This is a genomic window from Ensifer sp. EB106-03-01-XG145 (assembly GCF_058792075.1).
Window position 1 is genome coordinate 17,109 of the sequence record NZ_JBYTEC010000020.1, and the last position, 14,062, is coordinate 31,170.

At 57.9% G+C, this 14,062-nt stretch carries 15 protein-coding genes; 8 read left to right on the forward strand and 7 right to left on the reverse strand.

Annotated elements, in window-relative coordinates; all coding sequences use genetic code 11:
• Positions 1 to 175 precede the first annotated feature (175 nt).
• Together AC3WWH_RS29095 and AC3WWH_RS29100 are read left to right on the forward strand one after the other, a co-directional pair.
• The gene (locus tag AC3WWH_RS29095) at positions 176 to 574 is read left to right on the forward strand and encodes a hypothetical protein (RefSeq protein WP_063891520.1); all 399 of its coding nucleotides are present in this window, start codon (positions 176 to 178) and stop codon (positions 572 to 574) included.
• A 36-nt stretch (positions 575 to 610) separates the two neighbouring features.
• The gene (locus tag AC3WWH_RS29100) at positions 611 to 907 is read left to right on the forward strand and encodes a c-type cytochrome (RefSeq protein ID WP_245299229.1); all 297 of its coding nucleotides are present in this window, start codon (positions 611 to 613) and stop codon (positions 905 to 907) included.
• Between the two features lie 237 nt (positions 908 to 1,144).
• Here AC3WWH_RS29100 and AC3WWH_RS29105 read toward each other — a convergent pair whose 3' ends face one another.
• From AC3WWH_RS29105 to AC3WWH_RS29120, 4 genes are all read right to left on the reverse strand, one after another.
• Positions 1,145 to 1,792 carry a BON domain-containing protein gene (locus tag AC3WWH_RS29105; protein WP_058323786.1) on the reverse strand — a complete coding sequence of 216 codons (648 nt, stop codon included), beginning with the start codon at positions 1,790 to 1,792 and terminating at the stop codon, positions 1,145 to 1,147.
• A gap of 225 nt (positions 1,793 to 2,017) precedes the next feature.
• On the reverse strand, positions 2,018 to 2,779 hold the full coding sequence (locus tag AC3WWH_RS29110) for an NAD(+)/NADH kinase (RefSeq protein WP_058323759.1): 762 nt from the start codon (positions 2,777 to 2,779) through the stop codon (positions 2,018 to 2,020).
• Positions 2,780 to 3,156: 377 nt separating this feature from the next.
• The gene (locus AC3WWH_RS29115; protein ID WP_306341307.1) at positions 3,157 to 3,489 is read right to left on the reverse strand and encodes a cation transporting ATPase C-terminal domain-containing protein; all 333 of its coding nucleotides are present in this window, start codon (positions 3,487 to 3,489) and stop codon (positions 3,157 to 3,159) included.
• Between the two features lie 271 nt (positions 3,490 to 3,760).
• Positions 3,761 to 5,323, reverse strand: coding sequence for a bifunctional aminoglycoside phosphotransferase/ATP-binding protein (locus AC3WWH_RS29120; protein ID WP_058323787.1), 1,563 nt, complete (start codon positions 5,321 to 5,323; stop codon positions 3,761 to 3,763).
• Positions 5,324 to 5,466: 143 nt separating this feature from the next.
• On the opposite strand from AC3WWH_RS29120, the gene AC3WWH_RS29125 reads away from it, so the two are divergent.
• The 4 genes from AC3WWH_RS29125 to AC3WWH_RS29140 are packed head-to-tail and all read left to right on the forward strand — an operon-like array spanning position 5,467 to position 8,021.
• Entirely contained in the window at positions 5,467 to 5,613 is a 147-nt protein-coding gene (locus AC3WWH_RS29125; protein ID WP_156433184.1) for a hypothetical protein, read from the forward strand.
• Positions 5,610 to 6,029: a DUF3775 domain-containing protein gene (locus tag AC3WWH_RS29130; RefSeq protein ID WP_058323761.1), complete on the forward strand. Its 420-nt coding sequence runs from the start codon at positions 5,610 to 5,612 to the stop codon at positions 6,027 to 6,029. Before AC3WWH_RS29125 ends, AC3WWH_RS29130 begins: the two co-directional genes overlap by 4 nt.
• 50 nt (positions 6,030 to 6,079) lie before the next feature.
• Entirely contained in the window at positions 6,080 to 6,973 is an 894-nt protein-coding gene (locus AC3WWH_RS29135; protein WP_245299230.1) for a nucleotidyltransferase family protein, read from the forward strand.
• A gap of 58 nt (positions 6,974 to 7,031) precedes the next feature.
• A complete protein-coding gene (locus AC3WWH_RS29140; protein ID WP_063891521.1) occupies positions 7,032 to 8,021 on the forward strand; it encodes a ribose-phosphate diphosphokinase in 990 nt (329 codons plus the stop codon).
• Here AC3WWH_RS29140 and AC3WWH_RS29145 read toward each other — a convergent pair.
• Together AC3WWH_RS29145 and AC3WWH_RS29150 are read right to left on the reverse strand one after the other, a co-directional pair.
• The gene (locus AC3WWH_RS29145; RefSeq protein WP_082641025.1) at positions 8,004 to 8,552 is read right to left on the reverse strand and encodes a hypothetical protein; all 549 of its coding nucleotides are present in this window, start codon (positions 8,550 to 8,552) and stop codon (positions 8,004 to 8,006) included. The two genes, AC3WWH_RS29140 and AC3WWH_RS29145, sit on opposite strands and share 18 nt — an antisense overlap.
• 149 nt (positions 8,553 to 8,701) lie before the next feature.
• Positions 8,702 to 9,505: a universal stress protein gene (locus AC3WWH_RS29150; protein ID WP_082641027.1), complete on the reverse strand. Its 804-nt coding sequence runs from the start codon at positions 9,503 to 9,505 to the stop codon at positions 8,702 to 8,704.
• A 163-nt stretch (positions 9,506 to 9,668) separates the two neighbouring features.
• On the opposite strand from AC3WWH_RS29150, the gene groL reads away from it, so the two are divergent.
• Together groL and AC3WWH_RS29160 are read left to right on the forward strand one after the other, a co-directional pair.
• On the forward strand, positions 9,669 to 11,291 hold the full coding sequence (gene groL / locus AC3WWH_RS29155) for a chaperonin GroEL (RefSeq protein WP_058323765.1): 1,623 nt from the start codon (positions 9,669 to 9,671) through the stop codon (positions 11,289 to 11,291).
• A gap of 181 nt (positions 11,292 to 11,472) precedes the next feature.
• Positions 11,473 to 11,634, forward strand: a complete 162-nt coding sequence (locus tag AC3WWH_RS29160; RefSeq protein WP_492377352.1) for an ATPase inhibitor subunit zeta — start codon at positions 11,473 to 11,475, stop codon at positions 11,632 to 11,634.
• 28 nt (positions 11,635 to 11,662) lie between these two features.
• On the opposite strand, the gene ppsA is transcribed toward AC3WWH_RS29160, so the two are convergent.
• A complete protein-coding gene (ppsA, locus tag AC3WWH_RS29165; protein ID WP_082641029.1) occupies positions 11,663 to 14,044 on the reverse strand; it encodes a phosphoenolpyruvate synthase in 2,382 nt (793 codons plus the stop codon).
• Positions 14,045 to 14,062: the final 18 nt, after the last annotated feature.

A 14,062-nucleotide genomic window follows, 5' to 3' on the forward strand; every position in this document is an offset into this window, starting at 1 on the left:
CGAGACCATTCCAAAGACTCGATCGAAGCCAAATGAAGGAACATTGATCATTGATCGGCATCAAGGACGGGGGCTCTGATAGCTTGTAAATGAAGGTTCCTGGACGTTTTGCCGTCCTGAGCAGGTACTGGGACTGGGCCTTTCGACCAACGAAACATCAACCGGAGCGACGGACATGCAACGAGCAAATCCGCATCAATCAAGCGCGCCTTCTTGGTTTGTTCCATCATCACCAGTCCCCTCGATCGAAGTGGTCGGCTCGCTATGGTCGCTTGGGCATATGCAGGCCGCAGCTATTGAGACCACCCTTCGCTATCAGATTGAGGCGTTGAAGTTCCTGCAAAACCGTCTCAACAGCGATTTGCGTTTGATGGAAGATTGCCAATCGCGCGATCATGCAAGCGATCTTTTCGACGTATGGTGCAGCTTCTGGCAAGAGGCGCTATTCGACTACTTCAAAGAAGGAGCGCGGTTCGCGGACATCGGCTCGGGCTCCATGCGGAAGACGGCAAAGCGTCTTCACGACGACGAGAAGCTGCTGGTAGAAAATATGGCTGCACAGGCGGCTATGTAAATGCTGAGGGGCTTGCCGAGGGCGCGAACCAGGACTTTGCAGGTTGCCGTTTTCTTGTTGCTCCAGGGCGATCAAAGCGTCGCGGCCGATATCGCCCGCGGTCGGGCCATCGCCACCCGTTGGTGCAGTGAATGTCACGTCACAGCTCCCGGACAGCGGCTCGGATCAGACAACGTTCCGACATTCTCCGAGATCAACAAATCGAAACATTTCGATGAAGCACGTTTGTCGGCATTCCTGTCGGCGCCTCGGCATTCGCGGATGCCCGACTTGTCACTGACACGCGCCGAAATTGCCGATCTGGTCGCCTACATCAAGTCGCAGCGGCCATGACGTCGAGCGCCTGACATTCTGTGGACGCTGTGGACGGACGCTGACATCCACGGTCGACAGGCGCTTGTCGCAACCCGGTGGTTCGCACACGTTCGGTATATGCTGCAGAAGACGGGCGGGGCAATTGGGTGCGGAAGCTTGAAGCACGCAACCGCGCTTCGTTCTTCCTTCGTTCTTCGTCAACTGAGCGGAAACTTCCCGCTCTCCGCTCCGGCGCAAACAGATACCGAAGACGCGCTAACCGACAGTCAATCGGTCATCGACGGCTTTTACGCCAGGCGCAGACCATGCAGCACGTTCTGCAGCTCTTCGCTCAGACCAGGAATTGACCCGCCCCGCCAACGTGACCCTACCGCCATCAAAGATGTCCACTTTGATCCCACGTGCCTCGGTCTCCGCGTTGCGCTTCAGGGCATCTTCAATGCGCTTCTTGACATCGGCGGCGGCGGCGCGGGGGGTGATTTCGATCAGGTTCGTGACGCCGACAACGCCAGCCAGCGCTCGTGCGGCGTTCTCAGCTGCGGCCCTTTGATACTGCCAATCGACCTTTCCCGACAGCGTGAGCCAGCCACTTTGGACTTTGATCTGAACGCTATCTCGTGGAACGGAGGTGTTCCAGGCGATTGTGTTGACGGCGCGCTTGGCGATTTCATCGTCGGCGGTGATGTTGGTGCCGAAGGGGCGTACCTCGACCTCCTGCGCGATGCCTTTCACGCCCTTGATCCGCCGAACGACATCTTCAAGGGAGACCTTCTGGCTATAGGTCGCAACATGACCAGTCAGGGTGACGACGCCATCTTCAACCGCAACGCCAATGTCGGCTGCATCGATGCTGGGTTCGACCAACTCATCGATGATATCCTGCCTTAATGTAGTGTCGCTTATCATGGTTCACCTCAATTCGATCCGATTGCCTCGTGTTCGAGGTTTAATTAATCTCGCTCGACGACGGCTGGATGGCATTGATGGTGATCAAAGCAGGCATTTGAAACGCGAGGACTTTCGCGATATCGGCCAAACTCGCGCCTTTCACTCATAGCGTCCCGAATGAGAGGGCCGGCATCAAAGATAGGCGTTCAGTCGACCGGAACTGAAGCAGGGAGTTCGGCTTCAGCGACGTTTGCCAAAAAATGCCGCTAGCGCATTCAACACGTCCCGATCCAGAAGCAGTGTCGTCTTGCGGTCGACGCTGCAAGACAGGCGGGCGTGACGGATGTCGGATACGGTTTCAATGACCGTCTCAATTCGAACGGGATGATACTTGGGTTCGATGACCTCTACGTCTAGGACGATGCGGTCATTCAAAACCGTGTGGCGCCAAGGGGGCCGGTGTGCGAGAGCGATTCCTGTGAGGACCAAGAACTTTGAGCCGAGTGGCAGCCGCGGACCCCCAAGCGATTGATTATAGCCTGTGCTCCCGAGTGGCGTTGCCAGCGCCAAACCATCGCCTGCAATGGTCGCAGTGGCGCTCCCTTCGTCTACAGTCAGCTTGAAGCACACCTGTTGCAGTCGCTGTCGAAGAAGGACGATTTCGTTGATCGCAAAGACAGTCTTTCGCTGACCTCCCAATCGTTCGACATCGGCTTGCAGAACCGGCAGGTCAATCGGTATGGCGTTGGTCAGCCGGTCCACGAGACCGGATATCTGCAATGGATTGCAAAGAAATCCAATCGAGCCTTGCGTGCGCATTGGAAAGACCGGTTTCTTCGACACGTCGAGCAGCGCATGAAGAGCTTTCAGCGCGGTACCGTCGCCCCCTATGGTTATGACATAGTCGGCATCCGAAATGGTTCTCTGACCATAGCGGCTGACGAATTGCTCAAGCACTTCCTGTGCGCCTGGTCTCGGGGAGGCAAGAAATGCGATCTTCATGGCCAAACCACAAGCGAGATTTTATTTTCAAGAGAAGCGGCAGGCATTTCGGTCACTCGGCAACTCGACACTCGGCCCGTTGCAAGCAACGCATATTAATGAGGGACCGTCGCATCCCGGCACGTTACGAGCCAGCACCGGTGGGTCGCTGGCCTTAAGCAACCCGAACCGCGTGACATCGGCGCCCGGGAAAGACGTGCTTTAGCGCCTCCTACGCAATCATATAGAGAACCGTAATCACGAGGATACCCCCTAATACGGGCAAGGATAGGGGCAGGAAGCCGAATGCGGTATGGTGGGTACGTTAGGCCAATGCAGGCAACGATGGTCGTCAACACCAGCAGCGCCCGACCTGGAGCGCTTTTCCAAGCCGGCCTTCACGTGCGTATTATCAGAATAATTCCGAGTTCGGTCAGGAGAGAGACAACGAACCAGGCCGTCTGAAAAATGGCAGGAGATGCGTGGATGCCCCAGAGCAAGAACGCGAAGGTAAGAAGGTCGTAGAAGGAGTTCGTCAGTCCAAACGCGATTGTGAAACGCCTGATGTCTGCAATATCCCATTGAGGGGGGCGCTCCGTCAGCTCCTGATCGACACTGTCTGTGGCAATCGCGAGCGCTGGTATGTCGGACAGGAAATTGTTCAGCAAAATCTGTTTGGCCAGGAGTGGGAGAAAAGGCAGGAACAACGAGGCGCAGGCCATGCTGATCATGCTCCCGAAGTTCGCTATTGCCCATCATCAACACCATTCAGAAGCACGGACAGGTCCTTTTGTCAGCAACACGATGTCGGCTGCCTCGCGCGCCACGTCGACGGCACTCTCGACGGAGATGCCAACATCGGCCATTTTGAGAGCCGGCGCATCATTGATACCATCACCATGTCGCCGACCACGTGGCCGCAGAAGTCATCGCCTGCATCCGCCTGCAAGAAAGGTATGAAGGAGCGGTGCCAACTTTTTCGGCTCGCCCTCACTAATTTGTTCACGTGAGGAGTGGCTTCGGTCGATCCCGACCTTGTCCGGAAGCTCGCGCGGCTTTTCCAGGTTCGAGGATCTCTCGAACAATTCCGCCAACCGGCTGTTCCGCATCGATCATGCGCCAACTAAGTGGCCCGCGCCCGCCGGACATCTGCTGAGCCAGAACGTGCAGATCTGCATCGGAAGGCCCCTCCTGCCTGCTGGCAACGCGCTGTTGCAAGATCTGCACGCCAGCCTCCAGCCATACAGCCTCGCAAGGGATACCGGCGGCCGTGGACGCAATCTCGATGAGGCTGCGGTTGTGCAATCGGTCGAACACCGCATCCGCCACAGCAGAGCCGCCGGCCTTCAATATAGCCAGGCTGCGGCGAACTATCTCGGAATAGACCTTGTCTGAGACATCTGGCCGATAGGCATCCGCATCGAGAGGCGCCTCGGCCGGCACCCCATGCAATGCCTTGCGTATGCGGTCACTCTCGATGATGCGAGCGCCCGGAGGGGCGCCGAGCCAAGGGGCGAGTGCATCCGCGACGGTCGTCTTGCCGGAGCCACTGAAGCCGCCGATCACGATGAGGCGCGGTTGAACCTTTGCGAGGAGCGAGCGGGCAAACTCAAAATAGGAATGCGCGTCGGACACAAGATGCGCCTGGCTTCCGCCCTCGGCAACCTGGGTAGCGATCACGTGAGCCCTGACGGCGGCCCTTATCGCCATGAAAAAGGGCAGAAGCGTAAAGCCATCCTCGTCATCTGATTCATCGAGGTAGCGGTTCATGACCAGATTGGCGAGCTGCGGGAACCCACGATGCCACAAGTCCATCAAAAGGAATGCCAGATCATAGAGTGTGTCGATCGTGGCGATCTGATCATTGAACTCGATGCAATCGAATAGGCGAGGTTGTCCCCCAATAAGACATATGTTGCGCAGGTGCAGATCCCCATGACAAAGCCTGACCTTGCCTGATGCCTCTCGGGCATCAAGAAGCGACCCATTCTCTTTCAACGCCTCTTCGAAAAGCTGAGAGACAGTGGCCACTGCGGTTTCATCGAAGACACGGCTGGTGGCAAAGCCAGCCCTATTGATGGCGAGCACTGCGCCAATGTTTGCAGATCCCGAACCTCGATGGACGACAGGCGCTCCACGGTGATAACGGGCGATCATGCGCGCCGCCTGCGTCAGCAGTTTTGTGGTCAGCCGCCCGTCCACAGCCATCCGATCGAACAGAGCGCCCTGGTCGAAGCGAACCATCTCGACAACCGGCTCGACAAGCTCGCCGTCGCCGAACTGAAGCTTGCCCGCCTGGTCGCGCGTAATGGTTCGCACACCAAGATAAAGACCTGGAGCTGTGGGCCCATTCAGGTGGACCTCCCGCTTGCAGGCCTCCAGTCGCAACTCCGGCGTGGAGAAATCGACATAGGGAAGCTTGACGGCCCGTTTCATCTTAAAAGCTCGATCGCGAGCGAGAAAAATATGCGAGATATGAGTCTCGATGTGTTCGACCGCATCGCTTGCGTGCGTTTGCCGGTCGCCTAGGAATTGTATGGCATCGGTCTGGTCCTGGACGAGCATGTTGCCTCGCTTGAATGGCGCATGGTGGCGGTGCGGGATGAGCCACGCCGTTAGAACACCGTCATTGTGCGCGCCATGGCTCGGTATCGCGTTGACGCTGATCAATAGTTCTCCGGTGAATTTCCCGGCCAGCCAGGACCACTTTGACGGTCATCAAGGCGTTCGAGCGCAAGTTTGCGATCATGACGGACAGCATTCGCGTGTTCAGCCGAGGGCAATGGTCGCGCATTGTTCTGTTCGCCGAAGACGCGAACCCGATATCGGGCTGCAAGCTTGGAGAAGTCAGATGAGCGGAACCTGGAACCTGTCGATCTCGCCCGATACTGTCTGCTATCTCATCATCAAGGCGCGCGAATTCGACGCCAAGGATGTTGTTTCGGAAGTTGACCCTGCATCCAATGCCACGGATGACCGCATGATCTCCGTACTGGAAGACCAGCCCGATGATCCTGTCGAATCAGAGCTGGAGAGCACGATCCTTGCGATGAACGAGGACGAGCAGATCGACCTCGTCGCCCTTTGTTGGCTCGGTCGTGGAGACGACACAGTGGACGACTGGGAACGAATTCGCGCTGAAGCCGCTGAGGCCCACAATGAACACACCGCGGCCTATTTGATCGGAACACCGCTTCTTGCGGATTATCTGGAAGAGGCAATGGCTGAGTTCGGCGAGTCCTGCCAGGACTACGAGAAGGGGCGTCTTTAGTCGATGAAGGAAAGTGCCCCAAGCTCAAGCGATACTGATGGGAGGACGCCTTGGCGAGAAAGACCAGCTCGAAGGCACGGGATCAGCTACGTGACGATAACATGGCGATCGCAGAAAAACTGCGAGAATATGGTGATCTGCTCGACGAGCAGGGAGAGGACAGTTTCAGATCGCGTGCCTATCGCCGCGCCTCCAACGTTGTCGCCGCGCTCAACACCCCCGTCGCCACTATTGTCGCGGAAGGAGGCCGTGAGGCCCTCGAAGCGCTGCCTGCGGTCGGCGAAGCGATCGCCGGAGCAATCATTCAAATGGTCGCGAGCGGCCGCTGGGTGCAACTGGAAAGGCTGCGCGGCGAACTCACGCCGGAGGTGCTCTTTCGCACCACCCCCGGAATTGGACCGCGATTGGCAGGCGTGTTGGCGGACGACGGGACCCTTGAGACCCTGGAAGATCTGGAGCACGCCATCCACTTCGGCAACCTCGCACTGAAAGGGATCGGGCCCAGACGGAAGCAAATGATCGCTTCCGCACTGGCTGAGCGCCTCGGACGGCGGTCCGCGCCACGCCTCTGGAAAAAGTCGAGCCAACCGCCTATTGCTCTGCTGCTCGAAGTCGACCGCGCCTATCGTGACAAGGCTGCTTCGGGTGCGCTGCGCTTGATAGCCCCCAGACGCCTCAATCCGACACACGAAGCCTGGCTTCCTGTCATGCATATGGAGTTGGGTGGCTGGCATTTCACCGTGCTTTTTTCCAACAGCAGGCGTGCCCACGAACTCGGAAAGACGAAAGACTGGGTAGTCATCTACCATCAACGGGACGGCGAACCTGAGGGCCGGACCGTCGTGATGACTAGCACGCATGGGCGGATGGTTGGCAAGCGCGTGGTGCGACCGGATCCGGCACACCAAACACCAAGCCCGGTTGAGCCGAACACGTCAGGATAGCCGCGAGCCCTCCACCATCACAAAACCACCGTCGATGAGTGTGAGGAAACCATGTATCATGCTGCCTGACATGAAGATTTTCGCCCTAAACGGAACGATGGCGCTTGGAAGAGCCATTACTGCCGATCTCCGGGTCGCGCTCGCGGAGCACGAAGAGCGTGATTTCGAAGGCGGGGAGCACAAGGCACGACCGCTTGTAAGCGTTCGCGGCGACGACGTCTTCATCGTTCATACCTTGAACGGTTCTCCGGAAGGTTCGGTGAATGACAAGCTTTGTAAACTTCTGTTCTTCGCAGCCACGTGCCGCGAACACGGCGCATCGCGCATAACCGCCGTCGTGCCTTATCTCGCCTACTCGCGCAAGGACCGGCAGACCAAATCACGCGACCCGGTAACGACACGCTACGTAGCACAACTATTCGAGGCGGCGGGCATCGATGTGGTCGTGACGCTGGACGTTCACAACCTGGCGGCGTTTCAGAACGCCTTCCGCTGCGCAACAGTGCACCTGGACACTCGGAAAATCTATAGCGAGGTCATTGCGAACCTCTCCGGCTCCGAACGATTGCTGATATTGTCGCCGGACGCCGGCGGCATAAAACGCGCGCAACTCTTGAGGGAGTATTACGAGCGTGTCTCCGGCAACGAGGCGCAACTCGCTATCATGGAAAAGCGTCGCAGCGGTGGGGTCGTCACGGGCCACCTGTTCGCAGGTGACGTCGAAGGGGCGAATGTTTTTATCGTGGACGACATGATCGGGACAGGCAAGACAATGTTGAGAGCAGCGGAAGCCTGCCGCCAGCGGGGTGCGAATTCCGTTTATGCATTGGCTACACATGCCCTATTCGACCGGGGCTGCGAGGCGGTCTTGGCTCATCCTGCAATTGACCGGACGATCGTGACGGACACGGCTTCGCCATTTCATATATCAGAAGACGTCTTGCGCAACTGCGTGGAGGTCGTGGGCAGCGCACCGCTTTTTGCCGAAACCATTCGCCGGCTGCACGCCGGTGCCCCGCTTGCCACACTCTCAGGAGACGATCAGTGACAAACGAGCCCTTGCCAACTTTAGGTAGGCGAGCGCCAGCGGCCGCCACTTCTCAGGCTCGCGCAACGGCGTTTCAAGAAGATGAGCAAGGCAGAGCCGCGCTCGCAGCAAGGCACGAAAGCCGCCATACACCGCGATCAAGCGGTCACAAGGGCGATTGGCGAGCCTGCGTTCAAGGGCCGCAAAGAAGATTGGGCCTATCCAGGCCGCTCCCAGGGCCTCAAACAACTGCGTCGGAACGAGGTCGCGCGCCTTTATCCGACGATCAAGCATGTCGGCCTCTGGAAGCCGTCTCATCTCGACAACCCAATCGACAGCCGTTCCGCGTTCCTCAAGAGTCAGGTTGCCGGAAAGGTCGGCGTACAGTGGCTTGACGCCTCGATAAGTCTCTCTGGCCAATCGACGATTGAGGCGGACTTCTTCACTGCAGAAGAAGTGGCGAGCGTCAACGGTGCTGAAGTCGAGAAAGGCCCGCTTGACCGGTTTCTTCAACTTCAGCACCCAATCATCAGCCATGAAGACCCATGACATATGGGTCTCCCTGGCTTCGACCCACGATGGTGGATCAGGGTACGATGCCGGGTTGCTGAGAAATCGAACTTTCGCATCTAGCGCGGGCATTGAGCTCACTGTTCCCCGCCTTTCCGCGAACATCCGTGCGAACCGCTTGGCTGTTTGAATTAGGCTGACATCAGGCGGTTGAGAGAGGTTTCGCGCAGCAGTGAGCGGGTAACGCCTCCTAACAACCACTCGCGCAGGCGACTATGGCCATAGGCTCCAGAAACGATCAGATCCGCGCCGAATTGCTTGGAAATAGCGATGAGAGCCTCGCCATCAGAAGAAGCATCGCGGCTGAAGATCTCTCCGCGGGCCCTTGCACCGTGACGGATCAGGTGGCGGACAACATCATTCTGTGTTTCCAAGACGTGTTGCTTTCCTTTTTCCTCGACCGATGCGACAAGGACTTCTCGAGCATGAACGAGGAAAGGCATCGCATCGACCACTGCGCGCCGAGCCTCGCGCGTATCCTTCCAGGCGACCACGATCTTATGCGCTCCAAGCGGCTCAAAGTCAGCTCTGGGGATGAGGACAGGGCGACCGGCTGAATGGATCAGCTCACCGATATCAACCTGCTCGCTACCGACTTTCCATATGCCTGCGATAACGAGGTCTGCCAACCGAGCGGCAGCCGCGAGTTCCTTCGTTGGGTCACCAACGCTCGTTCGCAGCAAATCGCCACCGCCTTCCGCCTCGAATTCTTTCCTGAGCACCTCCAGGCCGCGTTCGATTTCGATCGCTTCAAGGCGCATGAATTCATCATCCATGACCACGCCGGGAGGCGCCACCGTTATCATGCGAATGTCGCCGGCGGCGAAACCGACGAGTGTTGACTCGAAGCGCGACGCGACCTCCCGAGCAAATTTCAGCTGCGGCGCGACACTTTGGTGCATGCTCAAGTTTACCATTATCGTGTTGTAGATCATCGCTGCGACCCCACTTTGAGACACCAATCGCTTCATGGAAGCACTAATTGATTGGCCTTACCTTGACCGCCGTCAAAGGTGCGGCGGCAGGACTGTTTTTGACGCCAATCAAGGTCGCATGTCGCCTCGTGTGCTAGGGCTTGGTGAACGGAGGATCGGAGCCATGGCGCACAAGCAAGTTCTTTTCCACGCAGCCGCTCGCGAGAAGATACTGAAGGGAACGGCGCAGCTTGCCGACGCGGTTCGGGTTACCCTCGGACCCCGATCAAAAGCCGTGTTGATTGAGAGAAAGTGGGGTTCACCGATCGTTTGCAATGACGGCGTCACGATCGCCAAGGAATTCGATCTCAAGGACCCTGAGGAAAATCTCGGCGCGCGAATGCTGCGGCAGGCGGCAGAAAAGACCGGCGAAATCGTCGGCGACGGAACGACTACGTCGACGATTCTTGCACATGCGATCTTCGCCGACGGCCTGCGCAACGTTGTGGCCGGCGCAAGTGCAATCGATATCAAGCGAGGTCTTGACCGAGCGCTCAGGCGCGCCGTTTCAGAACTGAAGCGCAATTCGCGCCCCGTCTCTTCAAAGCGCGAGAAGGAGCAGGTCGCGACCATCTCGGCGCACAACGACTCTCACATCGGCACCTTAATCGGGGAAGCAATGGAGCGGGTCGGTGACGAAGGGGTCATCAGCGTCGAGGAGTCAAAATCAACGGAGACGGTCCTCGATGTACTCGAAGGCATGCAGTTCGATCGAGGCTATCTTTCGCCCTACTTCGTGACAGACATGGAGCGAATGGAAGTGGCACTCGAAAATCCTGTTGTTCTGCTTTTCGATCGCAAGATCACATCGCTGAAGGATTGTGTCGGCCTACTCGAGGGCATCGCCAAATCCGGGACCCCGTTACTGATCATCGCCGAGGACGTCGAGACGGAAGCACTGGCCACGCTGATCGTCAACCAGATGCGCGGAACGCTTCGAAACTGCGCCGTAAAGACACCCGGTTTCGGCGACCGAAGAAAGGCCCTGCTTCAAGACATAGCGATACTCACTGGTGGTCAGCTAATCTCCGAAGAATTGGGCATCAAGCTGGAAACGGTGACACCTGAACAACTTGGTCGTGCGGAACGGGTGGTCATCACGAAGGATACAACGACGATCATCGGCGGGGCGGGAGACACGAAGGCAATTCACGCCCGCTCCGAACAGATCAGGCGGGAAATCTCCACGACAACCAGCGACTACGACCGCGAGAAACTTGAGGAGCGGCTGGCAAAGCTCTCGGGCGGGGTGGCCGTCATAAAGGTGGGCGCGGCCACGGAAGCAGAACTCAAGTCGAAGAAGGAGGCGCTTGACGACGCCATCAGCGCAACCAAGGCGGCGGTAGCCGAAGGTATTCTGCCAGGCGGCGGCCTTGCGCTCTTGCGATGCATGAATGCCGTTGCCGATGAGGAAGGGGCATGTGAAGGCGACGAGCGCACGGGGGTGCAGATCCTGAAGCGCGCGCTCGAAGTTCCGGCGCGCCAGATCGCGGAAAACTCCTCCACCGATGGCGGCGTTGTAGTGGCGAAGATGATGGAGGGGGAAGGCAACTACGGTTTCGACGCCGGACGGAAGGAATATGTCGACCTGATGTCTGCCGGCATAATCGATCCCACCAAGGTCGTCCGCGTAGCGCTTGAAAATGCGGTGTCAGTCGCAAGCGTTCTATTGTTGACCGAAGCCACCATGACGGAAATACCGGAGCCGGCAAAGGACGGTCTTGTCGAAGCTGGCATGCAAGCATAGCCCCACAACATGTCGGAGCATCATGATGACCGCATTGAACGAACGCCAAAAGGCTCTTGAAGAGAAGTATTTCCTTGATTTCGAAAGGGCAATCAGGGTTCGAGATCGACGCAATCGCATTCTGGAAAAATAGGCGGCCCAGGTAATCGGACGCGCAGACGCATCGGCCTATGTCGAAGAGGTGATCGCGGCCGGTCAAACCGAACCGGGAGATGATGATGTGTTGCTGAAGGTACTCGGCGACCTGCGTGCAGCCAACGTGGTGGCCGACAAGATGATGCTGCAGGAGAAAATGCGCGCGCTTCTGTTTGTTGCAGCCGAACAGCTGGAAGCTGAGGGATGAAGCTAGACGCTCCATTCACCTCGCCCCTCTAACTTTTTTCTCGTTTCGCTTCCGCGGCCGCAACCGTGCGTTTTACAGCAACGAAACTGTCGGGCGTAACCGAGATCGAGTCGATGCCGCACTCGACGAGAAAGGCAGCGAAACCGGGATGATCGCTGGGTGCCTGTCCGCAAAGGCCAATCTTGGCACCTGCCGCCTTTGCGTCGCCGATGACCTTGCGGATCATCCACCTTACCGCTGGATCCTGTTCATCAAAGACGGCTGCAAGATCCTCGCAGTCCCTGTCGATGCCAAGCGTCAATTGGGTCAGATCGTTCGACCCGATCGAAAACCCATCGAAGTGTCGCGCAAACTCCGCAGCCAGAATGACATTGGAAGGGATTTCGCACATAACGCAGATTTCAAGCCCATTACCGCGCTTCAACCCGTTCTCAGCCATTGTGTCCAGCACCTTTTCTGCCTCTTGCGTGGAGCGACAGAAGGGGATCATGAGCGCGACATTTTCAAAGCCCATCTTCTCTCGAAGCCGTCTTATGGCACGACATTCGAGCACGAACCCATCCCGATATCGGGGTGAAAAGTAGCGGCATGCCCCGCGAAAGCCGATCATGGGGTTTTCTTCTGGTGGTTCGAACTGCGCCCCGCCGCAAAGGCCCGCATATTCGTTGGTCTTGAAATCGCTCATGCGAACAATGATCGGCTTCGGAAATGCGACAGCGGCAAGCCGCGCCAGCCCGGATGAGAGCCTGTCCACGAAGTAATCGGTCTTGTCGCTGTATTCCTTGGTCAGGTTGGATATCATTTCCCTGGCGGCTTGATCCCGCAAGTCGTCGAAATGGACCAGTGCCATCGGATGGATCTGGATGGAATTCGATATCACGAACTCCATCCGCGCAAGCCCGATGCCGTCGGCCGGCAATCTCCACCACCGGGATGCAGCCTGTGGATCGGCGAGGTTCAACATCACCTTCGTGCGCGTCTCGGGTATGTCGGACAGGTTTGTTTGCTCCGCTACAAAGTCCGCCCGCCCTTCGTAGATCGTGCCTTCATCACCCTCCGCGCAACATACGGTGACAATCGCCCCCGGGCGCAACAGTTGCGTAGCGTTTCCGACGCCCACAATGGCGGGAACGCCGAGCTCCCTGCTGACGATCGCGGCATGCGACGTCCGGCCGCCGTGGTCGGTCACGATGGCGGAGGCACGCTTCATTAGCGGCACCCAGTCGGGATCTGTGGTCGTCGCAACCAGAACGGCACCATCAACGAAGCGATTGGCGTCTCCAGCGCGCTCGACAAGGCAAACAGAGGCGGCGGCTATAGCGTTACCGATGGCAAGGCCCCTAGCGACCGGTCTCCCCTTGGAATTGATGCGGTAGGTCGAAAGCAGGTCGGTCGCCGCCCGTGACTGCACCGTCTCCGGCCGCGCCTGAACAAGCCAAATCTCTTGGCTCTGGCCATCCTTTGCCCATTCAATGTCCATCGCACACCCGTAATGCGCCTCGATGGCAACGGCCCACCGCGCCAGCTTGACAATCTCCTCGTCGCTCAGGACCCGCCCTGCCCGTTCTTCTTGCGATGTTGAAACATCCCGCGTCGGTGACGACCCATCGCCATAGATAAGTTTGCGTTCCTTGGAACCGCGCCGCTTTTCTATTATCGGCACAAATCCCTTCACGCCTAGCAGAGGCTTGAAGATGCGATACTCATCTGGATCGACGGTACCCTTGACGACGTATTCGCCAAGGCCCCAGCTTGCGTTGACCACGGCAACCTTGTCGAAGCCGGTCTCTGTTTCGATTGAAAACATGACGCCGGCACCGCCAAGATCGGAGCGCACCATCTGCTGGATACCGATGGAGAGCGCTACCTTCATCTGTTCGAAGCCGTTCGCCTGGCGATAGCTGATAGCTCGGTCCGTGAACAGGGAAGCGTAGCAGCGACGGCAGGCATCCATAAGTGCTTGTTCGCCGGCGATATTGAGATAGCTTTCTTGTTGTCCAGCAAAACTCGCCGTTGGCAGATCTTCGGCGGTGGCACTCGAGCGCACTGCGACCGACGCTGCGTCGACGCCGAGCCTTTCCGACAGATTGCGATAGGCTGAAATCAGCTCTCCTTCGATGTCGGCGGGCCAAACTCCTTGCAGAATAAGCGCGCGGATCGCCGCACCCGCTTGACCGAGAGTCTCTCGTCCGGCCTCCCAGGCCTCCAAATGCGCATGGATTGGCTCGCGCAAGTCGTTGAAATCGATGAAGCGCCAATAGGCCTGCGCCGTCGTGGCAAAGCCGCCTGGAATGTTGATACCGCTCCCGGAAAAGCTGTTGAGCAATTCGCCGAGCGACGCATTCTTACCGCCAACCTCACCGATGTCGTCTCGTCTAACCTCTTCAAGCCAAATCACGGACGCCATCATTCCCTCCTGGACTTAGAG